This is a genomic window from Streptomyces sp. NPDC041968 (genome assembly GCF_055589025.1).
In genome coordinates, this window is record NZ_JBVJCB010000001.1 from 271,694 (window position 1) to 288,770 (window position 17,077).

General features: G+C 74.4%; 17 protein-coding genes. 6 read left to right on the top strand and 11 right to left on the bottom strand.

Annotated elements, in window-relative coordinates; genetic code table 11:
• Nucleotides 1-400: 400 nt before the first annotated feature.
• On the bottom strand, nt 401-1,132 hold the full coding sequence (locus ACZ6EG_RS01245) for a VIT1/CCC1 transporter family protein (protein WP_391967611.1): 732 nt from the start codon (nt 1,130-1,132) through the stop codon (nt 401-403).
• Between the two features lie 231 nt (nt 1,133-1,363).
• Here ACZ6EG_RS01245 and ACZ6EG_RS01250 point away from each other — a divergent pair, with 231 nt between their 5' ends.
• The 6 genes from ACZ6EG_RS01250 (at nt 1,364) to ACZ6EG_RS01275 (ending at nt 8,483) form a co-directional block, all read left to right on the top strand.
• On the top strand, nt 1,364-2,509 hold the full coding sequence (locus tag ACZ6EG_RS01250; RefSeq protein ID WP_469600595.1) for an ADP-ribosylglycohydrolase family protein: 1,146 nt from the start codon (nt 1,364-1,366) through the stop codon (nt 2,507-2,509).
• A 278-nt stretch (nt 2,510-2,787) separates the two neighbouring features.
• Nucleotides 2,788-3,903: an ADP-ribosylglycohydrolase family protein gene (locus tag ACZ6EG_RS01255; protein WP_391968266.1), complete on the top strand. Its 1,116-nt coding sequence runs from the start codon at nt 2,788-2,790 to the stop codon at nt 3,901-3,903.
• The gene (locus tag ACZ6EG_RS01260; protein WP_391967613.1) at nt 3,900-5,096 is read left to right on the top strand and encodes an ADP-ribosylglycohydrolase family protein; all 1,197 of its coding nucleotides are present in this window, start codon (nt 3,900-3,902) and stop codon (nt 5,094-5,096) included. The genes ACZ6EG_RS01255 and ACZ6EG_RS01260 overlap by 4 nt, the downstream gene beginning before the upstream one ends.
• On the top strand, nt 5,084-6,442 hold the full coding sequence (locus ACZ6EG_RS01265) for an ADP-ribosylglycohydrolase family protein (RefSeq protein WP_391967614.1): 1,359 nt from the start codon (nt 5,084-5,086) through the stop codon (nt 6,440-6,442). Before ACZ6EG_RS01260 ends, ACZ6EG_RS01265 begins: the two co-directional genes overlap by 13 nt.
• Nucleotides 6,439-7,662 carry a CaiB/BaiF CoA transferase family protein gene (locus ACZ6EG_RS01270; RefSeq protein WP_356608040.1) on the top strand — a complete coding sequence of 408 codons (1,224 nt, stop codon included), beginning with the start codon at nt 6,439-6,441 and terminating at the stop codon, nt 7,660-7,662. The genes ACZ6EG_RS01265 and ACZ6EG_RS01270 overlap by 4 nt, the downstream gene beginning before the upstream one ends.
• Nucleotides 7,659-8,483, top strand: a complete 825-nt coding sequence (locus tag ACZ6EG_RS01275; RefSeq protein WP_391967615.1) for an HpcH/HpaI aldolase/citrate lyase family protein — start codon at nt 7,659-7,661, stop codon at nt 8,481-8,483. Before ACZ6EG_RS01270 ends, ACZ6EG_RS01275 begins: the two co-directional genes overlap by 4 nt.
• 61 nt (nt 8,484-8,544) lie before the next feature.
• Here ACZ6EG_RS01275 and lgt read toward each other — a convergent pair whose 3' ends face one another.
• From lgt to ACZ6EG_RS01325, 10 genes are all read right to left on the bottom strand, one after another.
• Nucleotides 8,545-9,531: a prolipoprotein diacylglyceryl transferase gene (gene lgt, locus ACZ6EG_RS01280; RefSeq protein ID WP_469600599.1), complete on the bottom strand. Its 987-nt coding sequence runs from the start codon at nt 9,529-9,531 to the stop codon at nt 8,545-8,547.
• A gap of 73 nt (nt 9,532-9,604) precedes the next feature.
• On the bottom strand, nt 9,605-10,378 hold the full coding sequence (locus ACZ6EG_RS01285; RefSeq protein ID WP_391967617.1) for a DsbA family protein: 774 nt from the start codon (nt 10,376-10,378) through the stop codon (nt 9,605-9,607).
• A gap of 86 nt (nt 10,379-10,464) precedes the next feature.
• Complete coding sequence (trpA, locus tag ACZ6EG_RS01290) at nt 10,465-11,280, bottom strand: tryptophan synthase subunit alpha (protein ID WP_391967618.1); 816 nt, start codon at nt 11,278-11,280, stop codon at nt 10,465-10,467.
• Nucleotides 11,277-12,563 (bottom strand): tryptophan synthase subunit beta, encoded by a 1,287-nt coding sequence (trpB, locus tag ACZ6EG_RS01295; RefSeq protein WP_391967619.1) that lies wholly within the window; start codon nt 12,561-12,563, stop codon nt 11,277-11,279. Before trpB ends, trpA begins: the two co-directional genes overlap by 4 nt.
• A gap of 56 nt (nt 12,564-12,619) precedes the next feature.
• Nucleotides 12,620-12,844, bottom strand: coding sequence for a tryptophan biosynthesis modulator TrpM (gene trpM, locus ACZ6EG_RS01300; protein ID WP_356608050.1), 225 nt, complete (start codon nt 12,842-12,844; stop codon nt 12,620-12,622).
• Between the two features lie 22 nt (nt 12,845-12,866).
• The gene (gene trpC, locus ACZ6EG_RS01305; RefSeq protein ID WP_356608052.1) at nt 12,867-13,676 is read right to left on the bottom strand and encodes an indole-3-glycerol phosphate synthase TrpC; all 810 of its coding nucleotides are present in this window, start codon (nt 13,674-13,676) and stop codon (nt 12,867-12,869) included.
• Between the two features lie 117 nt (nt 13,677-13,793).
• A complete protein-coding gene (locus tag ACZ6EG_RS01310) occupies nt 13,794-14,312 on the bottom strand; it encodes a DUF2752 domain-containing protein (protein ID WP_469600605.1) in 519 nt (172 codons plus the stop codon).
• Nucleotides 14,313-14,402: 90 nt separating this feature from the next.
• The gene (locus ACZ6EG_RS01315; protein ID WP_391967621.1) at nt 14,403-14,654 is read right to left on the bottom strand and encodes an HGxxPAAW family protein; all 252 of its coding nucleotides are present in this window, start codon (nt 14,652-14,654) and stop codon (nt 14,403-14,405) included.
• A 178-nt stretch (nt 14,655-14,832) separates the two neighbouring features.
• Nucleotides 14,833-15,474, bottom strand: a complete 642-nt coding sequence (locus ACZ6EG_RS01320) for a TIGR02234 family membrane protein (protein WP_391967622.1) — start codon at nt 15,472-15,474, stop codon at nt 14,833-14,835.
• A 97-nt stretch (nt 15,475-15,571) separates the two neighbouring features.
• Entirely contained in the window at nt 15,572-17,071 is a 1,500-nt protein-coding gene (locus ACZ6EG_RS01325) for an anthranilate synthase component I (protein WP_469601643.1), read from the bottom strand.
• Between the last annotated feature and the right edge of the window lie 6 nt (nt 17,072-17,077).

Below are 17,077 nucleotides of genomic sequence, written 5' to 3' on the forward strand. Positions count from 1 at the left end.
GTGCTGGGACGGCTGGCGCGGCGTACGCATCGGCTCTCCCGTCGTCGTCATCTGGCATGTGCAAGTGCCGAGGGACGACGTTGGCCCTCTGCGTGAGATCAAAATTTCGTGCAGGTTACATGATGGAGTGATTCTCGGGAAGCGGGATAATCCGTTCCAACATGCGGACAGCGGGGGTGGCGGCGGGGGTACCGCGACCGGCGGTGTGATCCATGGGGACCGGGGCGGACAGATCGATGTCCGTCGGTCCGAGGGGGCGAGGAGAGCTCCGTCGCTCGCTTCGCGGGTGCGCGGCAGGCCTCATTGCTCACAGCGCTTACGGCTCATGCCCGGGGATCACGCGCTCGAAACCAGCGAGTAACGGTTATTTATGCGTGCTCCTGCATAGGTTCAAGCCGGGCTATCCTACGGCCGTTCCGAAGAAACTGCCCAGGGCGTACGTCACACCGGCCGCCGCGCCGCCGAGCGCGAGCTGCCGCAGCCCGCTGTACCACCAGCTCCGCGCCGTCACCTTGGCCACCACCGCGCCGCACAGGAACAGTCCGACCAGCGCGAGCACGACCGCCGGCCACAGCGAGGTGGCGCCGAGCAGGAAGGGCAGCACGGGGAGCAGGGCACCCAGCGCGAAGGAGCCGAACGAGGACACGGCCGCGACCAGCGGCGAGGGCAGGTCGCCGGGGTCGATGCCCAGTTCCTCGCGGGCGTGTATCTCCAGCGCCTGCTCGGGGTCGCGGGACAGCTGCCGGGCCACCTCGCGGGCGAGCCGCGGCTCCACGCCGCGCGCCTCGTAGAGCGCGGCCAGCTCGGCCTCCTCGTCCGCCGGGTGCTTCTTCAGCTCACGGCGCTCCACGTCCAGCTCGGCCTCGACCAGCTCGCGCTGCGAGGCGACGGAGGTGTACTCGCCGGCGGCCATGGAGAAGGCGCCGGCGGCCAGACCGGCCAGGCCGCTCAGCACGACGGTCTGCTGACCGACGGCGCCGCCCGCGACGCCTGTCATCAGGGCGAGGTTGGAGACCAGGCCGTCCATCGCGCCGAAGACGGCGGGGCGCAGCCAGCCGCCGTTCACGTCGCGGTGGGTGTGGTTGTCGCGGTGCGCCTCGTGGAGCGGCGCCTCGGTTTCGATGATGGCCATGCGGGCCCCCCGGAAGGCTAGTTTGGATCGGTTCTATTTTTTAACAACAACCAAGCTACGCCGCTCATTTCCGTCTCGCCAGCAAGGAAAGGCTGCACTTACCTGCGGGTTTACCCCTTCTCGCTCATCCGTGATCTTGAGCGCACAGATGTCGTCCGGGTGACGCTGGGGCCCGCGAGGCTGCGGGGCGCACCGCACCGGGGACACATCCGCAAAGGGAGAGGAGAGGCCGTGGCATCCACCGCCCGCATTCCCCAGGCCCTCGTGCCGGGGGACGCCGTCGGACTCCGTGACCGGGCCCGGGGCGCGCTGCTCGGTCTGGCCGTCGGGGACGCCCTCGGGGCGCCGGCCGAGAACATGAAGCCCTCCGAGATCCGCGCCCGCTGGGGCCGCATCACGGGGTACGTGGCCACGGTGCCGGCCGGCACCGACGACACCGAGTACGCGATCTTCTCGGGGCTGCTGCTGGCCCGGTACGGCTCCGCGCTCACCCCGGCCCATGTCGAGACGGCCTGGCACGAGTGGATCGCGGACCGGGAGGAGGGCCCGTTCCGGGGCGCCGGCTTCAGCGAACGCGGCACCCTGGAGAACCTGCGCCGGGGACTGGCCGCGCCCATCTCCGCCCAGCACCGGCACGCCTGGAGCGACGGGCTGGCCATGCGGGCCGCGCCCTACGGCGTCTTCGCGGCGGGCCGTCCCGCCGAGGCGGCCCGGCTGGTGGCGATCGACGGTTCGGTCAGCCACGACGGCGAGGGCATCTACGGCGGCCAGGCGGTGGCGGCCGGGGTCGCCGCGGCGATGGCGGGAGCGCCGCCCGTCGCGGTCGTGGCCTCCGCGCTGGCCGTCGTGCCGGACGACTCCTGGACGGCCCGGTGTCTGCGCCGCGCCATGACGGCGGCCCATCGCGGCGAACGCGCCGTCCGCTCGGCGGTGGTCATCGGCGGCTACCCCTGGACCGACCTGGCCCCCGAGGCGGTCGCGCTCGCCTTCGGCGCGTACGCGGCGGCCGACGGGGACTTCACGGACGCCGTGCTGACGGCCGTCAACATGGGCCGCGACGCGGACACGACGGCGGCGGTGGCAGGCGCCCTGGCCGGTGCGACGCGGGGCTGCGCCGCCATTCCGGCCGAGTGGGCGTCGGCCATCGGCCCGGCCCGCGGAAGCTGTCTGCCGGCGATGGCCGGACACCATGTGCTGGACGTGGCGGACCTGCTGACGCGGGCCGCGGAGGAGCCCAAGGGCGTCACCCGCGGCGAGGACGCTCGGTTCGGCGGCGCCCCTCACCCGGGCGACGGGCCCCGCCCGAGAAGCACCGACGACACGGCACCGACACCGACGCCGACCGTCGACGACGCGGTCGTGGGGGTGTGGCCGTGACCAGGTCGCGCTCGGCCGGTGAGGAGAGCGCCACCACCGCCTACGTCGTCCTGCCCGGTGGTCCGGAGGAGCCCGCGCCCCCCGGAAGCGGACAGCGCCCCGCGCCCACCGGCACCGGCACCGCCCCCGCCACTCCCACCGCCACCTGCACCCGCATCACCCCCACTCCCACCCCCGCCGACCGCCCCACCGAACCGGCGCCCGCCCCCCTCAGCGTCGGGCACCGCCCGGAGCCCGAGACCACCCCCCCGCCCCAGCCCGCGACGCGACGCGACCGTATCGAGGGCCTCCTCCTGGGCCTCGCCGCGGGAGACGCCGCCGGCTGGCCCGCCGCCCGGCACCGGGCCGCCCGGATGCCCGAGTGGACCCGTCGCCTCACCCGCGAACTGGACACCTTCGCGGAGCAGAACGCGACCACCACCCTCCCCGTCCCCATCGCCCTGAACCAGCCCCCGGAACCCCTGCGCCTCGGCCCGTCCGACGACGCCGAGTGGGCGGCGTTCGCGGCGGAGGCGGTGCTGCGGGCCGGGGACGACACCGCGCTCGGGGACCTGAGCCGGGAACGCCGGATGCGCGCGGCGATCGACCTGACCTGGAACGCCGTGGCCAGCGAGGTGGCGGCGGCCACGGAACGCGCCCCGGAGGCCGAGTCGGCGGTGCTGCCGCTGCGGGCCCGCATCTCGGTACGGGCGGGGCTCGGCAACCTCGCCACCGGCCTGCGCCCGCCCGCCACCGGCCACGACAACCCGCACTACTTCGACGACGCCGCCTGCGTCCGCGCCTGCGTCCTCGCCGTCGCCCACCCCGGCGCCCCCCGCGCGGCCGCCGACCTGGCCGAGTTCGACGCCCGCTACACCCAGGACGGCGACGGCGTGCACGGCGCCCGGGCCATGGCGGCGGCCCTGGCGTGCGCCCTCGACGGCGCCGACGTACGCACCTGCGTCACGGCCGCGCTGGCCGAACTCCCCGTGGAGACGGAGATCGGCCGCAACGCCCGCCAGGCACTGGCGCTGGCGGCGGACGCCGACAGCACCTTCGCTCTCGTGCCGCTGCTGGAGCACCAGATCGTCGACCACGTCTACAGCTACGGCATCGCCGCCGCCGAGACCGTCCCGGTCGCCCTCGCCCTGGCCACCGCCGCCCGCGGCCGCCTCGCGGAGGCCGTACCGGCGGCCGCCTGCCTGTCCCGGGTCGCGGACTCCGCCCCGGCGCTGGCCGGCGCCCTCACCGGCGCGCTGGGCGGCGGCACGGCGATCCCCGCTTCCTGGCGCGACACCTGCCGCACCCTCCCCGGCTGCGTGCTGCCCCGCCTCACCGGCACCGACCTGGTCGAACTCGCCGGACTCCTGCACGCGACGCAACCGCCCCGACCGGAAGGACGAGACACGGCATGAGGACACCCGGCCCCACGACACCCGGCACGGCGGACGGCGCCACGGCGGCGACCCTGGAGGAGCGCGTCACCGGCGCCCTGGTCGGCGCGGCCGTCGGCGACGCGCTCGGCGGCCCGGTCGAGGGCTACTCCCCCGAGCAGATCCTCGAACGCCACGGCGGCCGCGTCCACGGCATCGTCGGCCCGTGGAACGGCGACGCCTGGCGCACCGCCCGCCCCATCGCCCCGTACCACAAGGGCGACGGCCACGTCACCGACGACACCTTGATGACCCACGCCCTGGTACGGGTGTACGACACGGTCCGCGACCACCTGGACGCCTACGCGGTCGCCGAGCACCTGGTCCCGGACCTGATGACGCGCCCGCGCTGGATCCCGGAACTCGAGGCGGAGGCGCTCCCGCTCCAGCGGGTCTTCCTGGCGGAGAAGTGGCTGGCGGCCAGGATCCACTACGGCCACGTGGACCCGCGCGAGGCCGGCACCGGCAACATCGTCAACTGCGGTGCCGCCATGTACATCGCCCCGGTCGGCCTGGTCAACGCCGCCCACCCGGCCGGCGCCTACGCCGAGGCGCTGGACGTCGCGGGCGCGCACCAGTCGTCGTACGGCCGTGAGGCGGCCGGTGTCCTCGCGGCGGCGGTGGCGGCGGCGTGCACGCCCGGGGCGACGCCGGACTCGGTGGTGGCGGCCTGTCTGTCCCTGGCGAAGGACGGCACCCGGACGGCGATCAAGGCGGTCTGCGAGGTGGCCGCCCGGTACACGGACTTCGAGTCGGCGCTCGGGCCGCTGCGGGAGGCGGTCGCCCCCTACGACACGGTGGGCCCCGACTACCGGGCGCCCTCGCTGGCCGCGCGGCGCCCGTCCCGCCTGCACGCGATCGAGGAACTGCCGGTGGCGCTCGGCATGCTGGTCGTCGCGGGCGGCGACTACCGGCACGCGGTCCTCGGTGCCGTCAACTACGGCCGGGACTGCGACTCCATCGCCACGATGGCGGGCGCGCTGGCCGGGGCGCTGGGCTCACCGGTCCCCGAGGACTGGGCGAAGGCCGTCGCGGAGGCGAGCCGTCTGGACCTGTGGCAGCCGGCGGCGACGCTCACCGCGGTGGCCCGGGAGGTCTTCGAGCGGGACGTGGCCCGGCGCCGCGCCCACGAACGGGCGTTCACCGCGATCGGGGGCGCGGGATGCTCCGACTGACCTGGGTCCAGCCCGAGGACCTGGTCGGCCACGAGCTGCGCCAGGCGGCGCAGGACGGCCGCGACGCCTCCGCGGTCGCCGCCCGCTGGCGGGCGGCGGGCGGCCACGAGGCGCCCGCCCGGGCCGGCGCCTCCCAGCAGCCGGCGTCCCGCCGCCTCCGGCTGCTCGCGGAGGAGTTGCTGGACGACCTGGCCCACCTGTCGAGCCCGTCGGCGGACACGGAGCCGACGGACCTGGAGCGCATCCGGGCCCTGTGCCCCGACTGGCCCGCGCCCCGCCCCACGACCGTGTCCCCCGCCCGGCTGGAAGCCGCCTGGCTCGGCCGGGCGGCCGGCTGCCTCCTCGGCAAACCCGTCGAGAAGCTCCCCCTGACCGGCATCCGCCTCCTGGGCCGCGCCGCCGGGAACTGGCCCCCGACCGGCTACTTCACCGCCCGCGGCCTCCCCGAGGACCTCACCGCCGCCCACCCGTGGAACCGCCGCTCCGCGACCACCTCCCTCGTCGAGAACATCGACGGCATGCCCGAGGACGACGACCTCAACTACCCGCTCCTCAACCTGCTGCTCCTGCGACGCCACGGCAGGGGCTTCACCACCGCCGACGCGGCCCGCCTCTGGCTCGACGAACTCCCCGCCGGCCGCACCTTCACCGCCGAACGCGTCGCCTACCGCAATCTCCTCGACGGCCTGGAGCCCCCGCACACGGCCCGCCACCGCAACCCCTTCCGCGAGTGGATCGGCGCCCTGATCCGCGCCGACGTGCACGGCTGGACCAACCCCGGCGACCCGGGCGCCGCCGCCGAGCAGGCGCACCGCGACGCGACCCTCACCCACACCGCCAACGGCGTCCACGCGGCGATGTTCGCGGCGGCCGTCATCGCCACCGCCGCCACCGGCACCCACGACGTCCACGCCTGTCTCCGCGCCGGACTCACGGTCGTCCCGCCGGGCTCGCGCCTCGCCGGCGCCGTCCGCCACGCGGTCCGCCTCGCCGAGAGCCACGCCGACTTCGACACGGTGGTGGACGGACTCCACGCCCGGCACTCCCCCGTCTACCACTGGGTCCACGCCGTCCCCAACACCGCCCTGCTCGCCGCCGCCCTCACCCACGCGGACGGCGACTTCACCGGTTCGGTCTCCCGTGCCGTGTCGGGCGGCTGGGACACCGACTCCAACGGCGCCACCGCCGGCAGTGTCGCCGGACTCCTCGCCGGCTCCCCCGCCGCCCTGCCCGAGCACTGGACGGCCCCGCTGAAGAACCGCCTGGCCACCTCGGTCGGCGACTTCGACGGCACCGGCTTCGACGCCCTCGCCCACCTCACCCACAGGGAGGCCACCCGCCCATGACCGTGTCCCCGCCCGCCGCCGCCCCCGCTCTCGTCCACGCCCCGCTGACCGGGTTGCGCGTCCTCGACCTCGCCACCCTCTTCGCCGGCCCGCTGGCCGCCACCATGCTCGGCGACTTCGGCGCCGAGGTCGTCAAGGTCGAACACCCCGACCGGCCCGACCCCTCCCGGGGCCACGGCCCGTCCAAGGACGGCATCGGCCTGTGGTGGAAGGTGCTGGGCCGCAACAAGCGCACCATGACCCTGGACCTGTCGAAGCCCGCCGGCCGCACCACCCTGCTCCGGCTCGCCGCGACCGCGGACGTCGTCATCGAGAACTTCCGCCCGGGCACCCTGGAGAAGTGGGACCTGGGCTGGGAGGAGCTGTCCGCGGTCAACCCGCGGCTGGTCCTGACCCGGGTCACCGGCTTCGGCCAGTTCGGCCCCTACGCGCGCCGGCCGGGCTTCGGCACGCTCGCGGAGGCCATGAGCGGGTTCGCCGCGATGACGGGCGAGCCGGACGCACCGCCGACGCTGCCGCCGTTCGGGCTGGCCGACTCGATCGCCGCGCTGGCCACGGCGTACGCCGTGATGACCGCGCTCGCCGCACGCGAGCGGACCGGCGAGGGCCAGGTCGTCGACATGGCGATCATCGAGCCCATCCTGACCGTGCTGGGCCCGCAGCCCACGTGGTACGACCAGCTCGGCCACGTCCAGCCCCGCACCGGCAACCGCTCCCAGAACAACGCCCCGCGCAACACCTACCGCACCGCCGACGGCTCCTGGGTCGCCGTCTCCACCTCGGCCCAGTCGGTCGCCGAGCGCGTGATGCGCCTGGTGGGCCGCCCGGAGCTGATCGACGAGCCCTGGTTCGGGTCGGGCGCCGAGCGTGCCCGGCACGCCGACGTGCTGGACGCGGCGGTCGGCGACTGGATCGCCCGGCACGGGCGCGCCGACGTGCTCGCCGCCTTCGAGAAGGCCGAGGCCGCCATCGCCCCGGTCCAGGACGTGCGGGACGTGATGGCCGACCCGCAGTACCAGGCCCTCGACACCGTCACCACCGTGCACGATCCCGAACTGGGCCCGCTGCGCATGCAGAACGTCCTCTTCCGCCTGTCCGCCACCCCCGGGGCGATCCGCTGGGCGGGCCGCCCGCACGGCGCCGACACCGAGGAGGTGCTGACCGAGCTGGGACTGTCCCTGGCCGATGTGAAAGAGCTGCGTGAGGAGGGCATCGTATGACGGCACCCCCGCTGACCTGGCTGTACGCCCCTGGGGACCGCCCGCGCGTGGTCGCCAAGGCGCTGGCCGCCGGCGCCGACGTGGTCGTGGTCGACCTGGAGGACGCGGTCGCCCCCGACCGCAAGCGTTACGCCCGCGAGGCCACCGCCGAACTGCTCGGCGAGCCGCAGCCGGTGCCCGTCCACGTCCGCGTCAACGCCCTGGACGGACCGCTCGCCGCGGCGGACCTCGCGGCGCTCGCCCAGTTGCCGGGGCTGTCCGGGCTGCGGCTGCCGAAGGTGACGTCACCCGAGCAGATCACCGCCGTCGCCGCGGCCACCGGCGGGCCGCCCCTGTACGCCCTCCTGGAGACGGCCCTCGGTGTGGAACGGGCGTACCCGATCGCCGCCGCCCACCCCGCGCTGCGCGGCATCGCCCTCGGCGAGGCGGACCTGCGCGCCGACCTCGGCGTGCGCGGCGACACCGGACTGGACTGGTCGCGCGCGCGGGTCGTCGTGGCCGCGCGCGCGGCGGGGCTGGCGCCGCCGTCGCAGACCGTGCATCCGGACACCAGGGACCTGGAAGGCCTCGCGGCCTCCTGCGCCCACGGCCGCTCGCTCGGCTTCCTCGGCCGGGCCGCGATCCACCCCCGTCAGCTGCCGATCATCGAGCGGGCGTACCTGCCCACCGAACGGGAGCTGGAGGAGGCCGAGACGATCGTGAAGGCGGCCACCGCGCAGCCGGGCGCGCTGGCGCTGCCGGACGGCCGGTTCGTCGACGCGGCCGTGGTGGCGACGGCCCAGCGCACGTTGTCGCTGGCCCGGCGGCCGGTCCTGTCCTGACACACGCCGAGGGCGCCCGGACCGAATCCGGGCGCCCTCGGCGACGTACGGCGGCGGGACGTCAGCCCTTCTTGGCCGAGTCGGCCCCGTCCTTCACGTGCTTCTCGTGCTTCTCGTCATGCTCGTCCGTCTCGCTGCCGCCGGAGGTGGCGGCGTCCGCGTCGGAGGCGTCGACGTCCTTGGTATCAGCGTCGGCGCCTGCGTCCTCCTCCGCGTCGCCCTCGGCGGACTCCGCACCCGGCTCGACGACGGCCTCCCGGCCCGGCCGCTTCCGCGCCGAGAGCACCATGTACACCACCGCGAGCAGGAAGACGACGAGCGCGGTCCAGTTGTTCAGGCGCAGGCCCAGGATGTGGTGGGCGTCGTCGACGCGCATGTACTCGATCCAGAACCGGCCCGCGCAGTACGCGGCGACGTACAGCGCGAACGCCCGCCCGTGGCCCAGCCTGAACCGGCGGTCGGCCCAGATGACGAGCAGGGCCACGCCGATGCACCACAGCGACTCGTACAGGAACGTCGGGTGGTAGGTGCCCGGCACCCGCCCGTCCGCCGACGAGGTGATCTCCACGGCCCACGGCAGGTCGGTCGCCTTGCCGTACAGCTCCTGGTTGAACCAGTTGCCCCAGCGGCCGATGGCCTGCGCGAGGGCGATGCCCGGGGCGACGGCGTCGGCGTACGCGGGCAGCGGGATGCCCCGGCGCCGGGCACCGATCCAGGCACCCAGCGCGCCGAACGCGATCGCGCCCCAGATGCCGAGGCCGCCCTCCCAGATCTTGAAGGCGTCGACCCAGTCACGGCCCTCGCTGAAGTACAGCTGGTAGTCCGTGATCACGTGGTAGAGCCGGCCGCCGATCAGGCCGAAGGGGACGGCCCAGACCGCGATGTCGGCCACCGTTCCGGGCCGCCCGCCCCGGGCGATCCAGCGCTTGTTGCCGAGCCAGACGGCGACGAAGACACCAATGATGATGCAGAACGCGTAGCCGCGCAGCGGGATGGGACCGAGGTTCAGCACCCCGCGCGACGGGCTGGGAATGAAGGCAAGTTCCATGGCAGGGTCGACGCTACCGTGTCGGACGGTGCCCGCGCCGGGCAGCCCGGCTACGGGTCCGTAACACCGGCGGCTACTGGTTGGCGTCCTGCACCAGTTGCTTCAGCTTCGCCGGTGTCATGGACCTGTCCTGGTAGATGTTCTTGCCGTCGAGCAGGACCGTCGGCGTCCCGCTGAAGCCGCCGGTGCGGAAGGCCTCGTTGGACTTCTCCACCCAGCTGTTGTGCTTGCCGCCCTCGACGCACTCCTGGAAGGGCGCGGAGTCGAGGCCGTCGACCTTGCCCGCCAGGTCGATCAGCGTGTTCTCGTCGGCGAAGGCGTCGTCGGTCTCCGGCGGCTGGTTGGTGAACAGCACATCGTGGTACGGCGTGAACTTCCCGGCGTCCTGGGCGCAGGCCGCGGCGTTGGCCGCCTTGCGGGAGCCGGTGCCGCCCATGTTGCCGTCGATGATGGTCGCCAGGTGGTACTCGACCTTGAGCTGCCCGGCTTCGGTCAGCTCGTGGACGGTGTCGCGGTACGCCAGCTCGAAGGCCTTGCAGGCCGGGCAGCGGAAGTCCTCCCAGATGACGAGGGTCGACTTGGCGCTCTCCTTGCCGACCGGGATCGCGAGGCCGTCCTTGCCCTGCGCGCCCGAGGGCGCCACGACCGGGCCCGCCGACTCGCTGCCGTCGTCCTTGCCCGCGTTCGCGGCGACCACGCCGATCACCGCCGCGAGACCGAGGACGCAGACCACGCTCGCGCCGATGATCAGCGCGCGGCGGCGCTTGTCCTTGGACTTCTGCTTCTCGCGCTCGTCCGCCAGCTTCTCCCGGGCGGTGCGCTTTCCCTGTCGGTTCTTCTCGCTCACACCCCGCAGAACGAACCGGGGAGGCGCAGCGCGCCTCCCCGGCCCCAGGTCCACCCGTACGAGGGACCCGTACGACTTACCCGGCGTCACACCTGTCGGCGCACGCCCTTCGCCAGGTCGGCGGCGAGCGCGCGCACGCCCTCCAGGCCGGCCGCGTCGTCGGGGGCGTCGAGCATCCGCTTGACGAACGCCGAGCCGACGATCACTCCGTCGGCGAAGCCGGCCACCTCGGCGGCCTGCGCCGCGTTGGAGACGCCGAGGCCGACGCAGACGGGGATGTCGGTGGTGGCGCGGGTGCGCCGGACCAGGTCCTCGGCCTGCGCGCCGACCGACTCGCGGGTGCCGGTGACGCCCATCAGGGAGGCGGCGTAGACGAAGCCGCTGCCGGCCGCGGTGATCTCGGCGAGCCGCGCGTCCTTGCTGCTGGGCGCGACCACGAAGACGGTGGCGAGCCCGTGCTTCTCCGCGTGCTCCCTCCACAGCCCCGACTCCTGCACCGGCAGGTCGGGCAGGATGCACCCGGCGCCGCCCGCCTCGGCGAGTTCCGCGGTGAAGCGCTCCACGCCGTAGCGGTCGATCGGGTTCCAGTACGTCATGACGAGGATCGGCTTGCCGGTGGCCGCGTGGGCCTCCCGGACCGTGCGCATCACGTCGGCGATGCGCACGCCGCCGCGCAGGGCGATGTCGTCGGCGGTCTGGATGACCGGGCCGTCCAGGACCGGGTCGCTGTGCGGCAGGCCGACCTCGACGACGTCGGCGCCGCCGTCGAGCGCGGCCTTGATCGCCGCGATGCCGCCGTCCACGGTCGGGAACCCGGCGGGGAGGTAGGCGATGAGGGCGGAGCGGCCCTCGGCCTTCGCCGCGGCGAGGGTGTCGTCCAGCAGTCGTACGTTCCCGCTCACTTGGCGTCCCCCTCGATCTCGGCGGTGCCGCCGGCCTCGTCGGCGGCGACCTCGGCGTCGGTGTCGTACAGCCCGAAGTAGCGGGCGGCGGTGTCCATGTCCTTGTCGCCGCGGCCGGACAGGTTGACGACGATCAGCCCGCCCGGGCCCAGCTCCCTGCCGACCTCGATGGCGCCGGCCAGCGCGTGGGCGCTCTCGATGGCCGGGATGATGCCCTCGGTGCGCGACAGCAGGCGCAGCGCCTGCATGGCGGCGTCGTCGGTCACCGCGCGGTACTCGCCGCGGCCGGAGTCCTTGAGGTAGGCGTGCTCGGGTCCGATGCCGGGGTAGTCCAGGCCGGCCGAGATGGAGTACGGCTCGGTGATCTGGCCCTCGTCGTCCTGGAGGACGTAGGAGCGGGAGCCGTGCAGGATGCCGGGCTCGCCGGCGGACAGGGTGGCGGCGTGCTCGCCGGTCTCGATGCCGTGTCCGGCGGGCTCGCAGCCGACGAGGCGGACGTCCGCGTCGGGGATGAAGGCGTGGAAGAGGCCGATGGCGTTGGAGCCGCCGCCGACGCAGGCGATCGCCGCGTCGGGGAGGCGTCCGGCCCGTTCCAGGAGCTGGCGGCGGGCCTCGACGCCGATCACGCGGTGGAAGTCGCGCACCATCGCCGGGAAGGGGTGGGGTCCGGCGACGGTGCCGAACAGGTAGTGGGTGCGGTCGACGTTGGCGACCCAGTCGCGGAACGCCTCGTTGATGGCGTCCTTGAGGGTGCGGCTGCCGGACTTCACGGCGATGACCTCGGCGCCGAGCATGCGCATCCGGGCCACGTTGAGGGCCTGGCGCTGCGTGTCGATCTCGCCCATGTAGATGGTGCAGTCGAGGCCGAAGAGGGCGCAGGCGGTGGCCGTGGCGACGCCGTGCTGGCCGGCGCCGGTCTCGGCGATCACCCGGGTCTTGCCCATGCGCTTGGTCAGCAGGGCCTGGCCGAGCACGTTGTTGATCTTGTGCGAGCCGGTGTGGTTCAGGTCCTCGCGCTTGAGGAAGATCCGGGCGCCACCCGCTTGTGCGGCGAACCGGGGGACCTCGGTGAGGGACGAGGGGCGGCCGGTGTAGTGGACGAGGAGGTCGTCCAGTTCCCGGGCGAACTCGGGGTCCGACTTGGCCTTGTCGTACTCGACGGCCACCTCGTCGACGGCGGCGACGAGGGCCTCGGGGATGAACTTGCCGCCGAACGCGCCGAAGTAGCCCTCGGCGGTGGGGACTTGACCCTCCGGGTCGGGGATGAAGAAGTTGCTGGGCATGCGTGAACCTCACGGTGAGTGTCTGATCGGGCAGATTCGCCGTGGGGGCGGGGGGATCAGGCCGCTGTGGGCCGTCCGTCATCGCTCTGGCACTTCCCCGCGCCCCTCACGGGGCGCTCGAGCCATCGCATGCCGTTGACCTGTCCGGGTTCGTCCCCGATGACGTACCGCACCCGGCGCCCGTGCACCCGGCGGGCGGGCGCGCGGCAGCCACGGGGCCGGCAGCCGCGCGCGAGGCGGGCGTACGGGTCCCGGGAGACCGGAGCGAGGAAGAGCGTCATCGGGGGTCAGCCTACCGGGGTGTCAGCCCCGGCCGTGCCGCAGTGCCGGGTGCTCGCCCGCCGCCACCAGGTCGGAGACCGCGGTCTTCGGGTCCCGGCCGGTGACCAGCGACTCGCCGACCAGGACGGCGTCGGCGCCCTCGTTGGCGTAGGCGATGAGGTCGTGCGGTCCGCGGACGCCGGACTCGGCGACCCTGACGATGTGCGCCGGGATCTCCGGGGCGACCCGCTCGAAGGTGCCGCGGTCGACCTCCAGCGTCTTCAGGTTGCGCGCGTTGACTCCGATGATCTTGGCGCCGGCGTCCACCGCGCGCTCCACCTCGTCCTCGTCGTGCACCTCGACGAGCGGGGTGAGGCCGATGGACTCGGCGCGCTCGATCAGCGACTCCAGCGCCGGCTGGTCGAGGGCCGCGACGATCAGCAGCACGAGGTCGGCGCCGTACGCACGGGCCTCCCACAGCTGGTACGAGGTGACGATGAAGTCCTTGCGCAGCACGGGGATGTCGACGCGCGCGCGGACCGCCTCCAGGTCGGCGAGCGAGCCGCCGAAGCGCCGGCCCTCGGTGAGGACGGAGATGACGGCCGCGCCACCCGCCTCGTAGTCGGCGGCGAGCCCGGCGGGGTCGGCGATGGCCGCCAGCGCGCCCTTGGACGGGCTGGAGCGCTTGACCTCGCAGATCACCTTCACACCGTCGCCGCGCAGGGCGGACACGCCGTCCTTGGCGGGGCGGGCCTTGGCCGCGCGCTCCTTGAGCTCGTCGAGGCCGACGCGCGCCTGCCGCTCCGCGAGGTCGGCACGGACTCCGTCGATGATCTCGTCGAGCACACTCACGCGAGCGGCCCCCTTTCAGACGGCGAAACCTGTGGTCACTGTGATGGTATCCGGAGCGGGGCGCCGGTCCCGCATCTGGTAGACGCCGGTCCCATTACCTGGACGTTCGTTCCATGATCAAGGGACGAGCCAGCCACCGAACGGCAGGTTCCGGACAACCGTGAAGGCCAGCAGCAACGCCCCCAGCGTCCACAGGTGGACCGGTCCGAGGTCGAGGCGCACGGGGCGGCCGCGCACCACGCGGACCACCCAGACGGTCCACAGCACGGCGAACCCCAGATAGCCGAGGACGGCCGGCGCGTTGGCCTGCAGCGCGGCCGGCCAGTCCCCGTGGACGAAGGCGTGGGCGCTGCGCAGGCCGCCGCAGCCGGGGCAGTAGACGCCCGTGAAGCGCAGCAGGGGGCAGGCGGGGTAGTGGCCGGGCTCGTTGGGATCCACGCTTCCCACGTAGGCGAAGGCTCCGGCGACGGCGGCCAGCACGCCCGCGGGGACGGCCAGGCGGGCCGCGGAGGGCCGGGGCGCGGCCGAGGGCGGGCGGGCGACCGGCGGCGCGGCCGCCGTCGGCGGCGCGGGCGCGTCCCGCGTCACGGTCGGACTCTGCGTCGGCTTCCCGGTCTCGGCGTCCACGCTCCGCATTGTGCCTCCGTCGGCCCGTACCCGCACGCGAGGGGCGGCCCCGGCACCCTCGTGCCGGTCCGCCCCTCGAGTACCGCTGCGGTCGTGCGGTCAGCTCTTGGCGCCGGCCGGCTCGCGCTCGCCGGCGACCTGGTGCACGGGGTGGTTCTGCTTCGGCTGGCCGAGGCCCATCATGCGCATGATGCCGCCCACGACACCGCCGAGGAGCACGACCGCCATGCCGGCCCAGAAGCCCACCGGCTGGGCCGCCACCATGAACACGCCCGCGACGCAGAAACCGATGAAGGCGATGATGACACCCGTCCAGGCGGCCGGGGTGTGACCGTGGCTGCTGCCCGACATTGCTTGCTCCTCGTTGCTGTGTGCCAAGTCTGAGCAGGACGCTCGTGCCCATTGTCCCGCACGGACGCGCGCGCCGTGAGCGGGGGTGCTCCTCACGCGCGCGTGGCGGACGCCGCTCGCCCGGGGTGCCGGTGCCGCTCGACGGGTGCCCGGGCACCGGGGAGAGTGAACACCGGGGTCAGGCGCCGGTCGGGTCCTCGCCGCGGTCGAGGGCCTTCCACAGGTCCTCGGGCCGGTCCGGGTCGACGGGCTGCGGCGTGCGGCGCGGTCGCGGCGTGCCGTCCCGCTCGTAGCGGCCGGACATCGCGGGCCACAGGCGGCCGTAGCGCAGGGCGAGCAGCCCGGCCAGCAGGAGCAGGGCACCGCCCACGGCCGCGACGTACGGCCAGGCCGTGTGGGAGAGGGCGTCCACGGTGGCCGAGGTGTCGCCGGCCGCCTTCGCCGCCTGGTCGTCCAGGGCTGCGCTGTCGGAGGCGCCGGCCAGGGCCGCGGCCACGGTGCCCGCGCCGCTCAGCGCGAGTAGCGCGGCGACGGCGAACCGGCCGGCCCGGCGCACGGCGAAGACGGCGACGAGCGCGGCGAGGCCCACTATGGCGAGCGCCGCGGGCACGCCCGTGACGTCGCTGCCCTTGGCGGACAGCGGGAACGCGCCGCCGGCCACCGTCGCGGTGCCCTGCGCCCACTCCTGCCGGGTGGCGAGCAGGGCGACGGCCGCGCCGAGCGCGCCGCACAGCAGGGCGGCGGCGAGGCTCCGGCGGCCGGCCCGGGAGGGGCCTGCGGCTGGGGTACGGGGGTGAGGAACGGCTGTCACGTACTCCACTATCACCCGAACACCGGGCGAACCGTCACCCGGGGCTCGGATTGGCGGACGTGATAATCGCCCCACCGCCCCGGACGGTTGGGCCCCCCGACCGGTGTCAGCGCGCCAGCCGGTTGGCCGTGTGCACCGCGCGCAGCACCGCCGCCGCCTTGTTGCGGCACTCGGTGTCCTCGGCGACCGGGTCGGAGTCGGCGACCACGCCGGCGCCCGCCTGGACGTAGGCCGTGCCGTCGCGCAGCAGCGCCGTGCGGATGGCGATGGCGGTGTCGGAGTCGCCCGCGAAGTCGAGGTAGCCGACGCAGCCGCCGTACAGCCCGCGGCGGGAGGGTTCGAGTTCGTCGATGATCTGCAGGGCGCGCGGCTTGGGCGCCCCGGAGAGGGTGCCCGCCGGGAAGCACGCGGTGAGGACGTCGAAGGCGGTGCGGCCCGGGGCGACGCGGCCGGTGACCGTCGAGACGATGTGCATGACGTGCGAGTACCGCTCGACGGACATGAAGTCGACGACCTCCACCGAGCCGGGCTCGCAGACCCGCCCCAGGTCGTTGCGGCCGAGGTCGACCAGCATGAGGTGCTCGGCGCGCTCCTTGGGGTCGGCGAGCAGCTCGTCGGCGAGCGCCTGGTCCTCCTGCGGGGTGGCGCCCCGGTGGCGGGTCCCGGCGATGGGGTGGACCATGGCCCGCCCGTCCTCGACCTTGACCAGCGCCTCGGGGGACGACCCGACGACGTCGAAGCCGTCGAGGCGCAGCAGGTACATGTACGGGGACGGGTTGGTGGCCCGCAGCACCCGGTACACGTCCAGGGCGCTCGCGGTGCACGGCGTCTCGAAGCGCTGGGAGGGGACGACCTGGAAGGCCTCGCCCGCGCGGATGCGCTCCTTGATGTCCTCGACGGCTTCCTGGAAGTCGGGGCCGCCCCACAGCGCGGTGTACTCGGGCAGCTCGGAGGGCGGCAGCGCGGCCGGGGGCTGGGCCACCGCGCGCGTGAGGTCGGCCTCCATGGCGTCCAGGCGGGCGATCGCGTCGGCGTAGGCCTCGTCGACGCCGGTCTCCAGGTCGTTGTGGTTGATCGCGTTGGCGATCAGCAGGACCGAGCCCTCCCAGTGGTCCATGACGGCGAGGTCGCTGGTGAGCAGCATGGTCAGCTCGGGGAGCTTCAGGTCGTCGCGCTCCCCCGGGCCGACCTTCTCCAGGCGGCGCACGATGTCGTAGCCGAGGTAGCCGACCATGCCGCCGGTGAAGGGCGGCAGGCCCAGGTCGTGGGCGAGGTCACGGGGGGTGTGCAGGGCTTCGACGGTGGCGCGCAGGGCGGCCAGGGGGTCGCCGTCGGTGGGGACGCCGACGGGCGGGGTGCCCTGCCAGTGGGCCTGTCCGTCCTTCTCGGTGAGGGTGGCGGCGCTGCGGACGCCGACGAAGGAGTAGCGGGACCACTGGAACGCCGCCCGGCCGTTCTCCGCGGACTCCAGCAGGAAGGTGCCGGGGCGCTCGGCGGCCAGCTTGCGGTAGAGCGCCACCGGGGTGTCGCCGTCGGCGAGGAGCTTGCGGCTGACCGGGACCACCCGGCGGTCGGCGGCCAGCTTGCGGAAGGTCTCGAGGTCCATGTCGTC

Excerpts from the sequence above, each read along its gene's own strand:
- trpB (WP_391967619.1), bottom strand. The coding sequence starts at position 12,563 with ATGCCCAGCAACTTCTTCATCCCCGACCCGGAGGGTCAAGTCCCCACC.
- ACZ6EG_RS01310 (WP_469600605.1), bottom strand. The coding sequence starts at position 14,312 with ATGCGGAGCGTGGACGCCGAGACCGGGAAGCCGACGCAGAGTCCGACC.
- ACZ6EG_RS01275 (WP_391967615.1), top strand. The coding sequence starts at position 7,659 with ATGACGGCACCCCCGCTGACCTGGCTGTACGCCCCTGGGGACCGCCCG.
- lgt (WP_469600599.1), bottom strand. The coding sequence starts at position 9,531 with ATGGAACTTGCCTTCATTCCCAGCCCGTCGCGCGGGGTGCTGAACCTC.
- ACZ6EG_RS01270 (WP_356608040.1), top strand. The coding sequence starts at position 6,439 with ATGACCGTGTCCCCGCCCGCCGCCGCCCCCGCTCTCGTCCACGCCCCG.
- trpM (WP_356608050.1), bottom strand. The coding sequence starts at position 12,844 with ATGACGCTCTTCCTCGCTCCGGTCTCCCGGGACCCGTACGCCCGCCTC.
- ACZ6EG_RS01245 (WP_391967611.1), bottom strand. The coding sequence starts at position 1,132 with ATGGCCATCATCGAAACCGAGGCGCCGCTCCACGAGGCGCACCGCGAC.
- ACZ6EG_RS01260 (WP_391967613.1), top strand. The coding sequence starts at position 3,900 with ATGAGGACACCCGGCCCCACGACACCCGGCACGGCGGACGGCGCCACG.
- ACZ6EG_RS01325 (WP_469601643.1), bottom strand. The coding sequence starts at position 17,071 with ATGGACCTCGAGACCTTCCGCAAGCTGGCCGCCGACCGCCGGGTGGTC.
- ACZ6EG_RS01265 (WP_391967614.1), top strand. The coding sequence starts at position 5,084 with ATGCTCCGACTGACCTGGGTCCAGCCCGAGGACCTGGTCGGCCACGAG.
- ACZ6EG_RS01315 (WP_391967621.1), bottom strand. The coding sequence starts at position 14,654 with ATGTCGGGCAGCAGCCACGGTCACACCCCGGCCGCCTGGACGGGTGTC.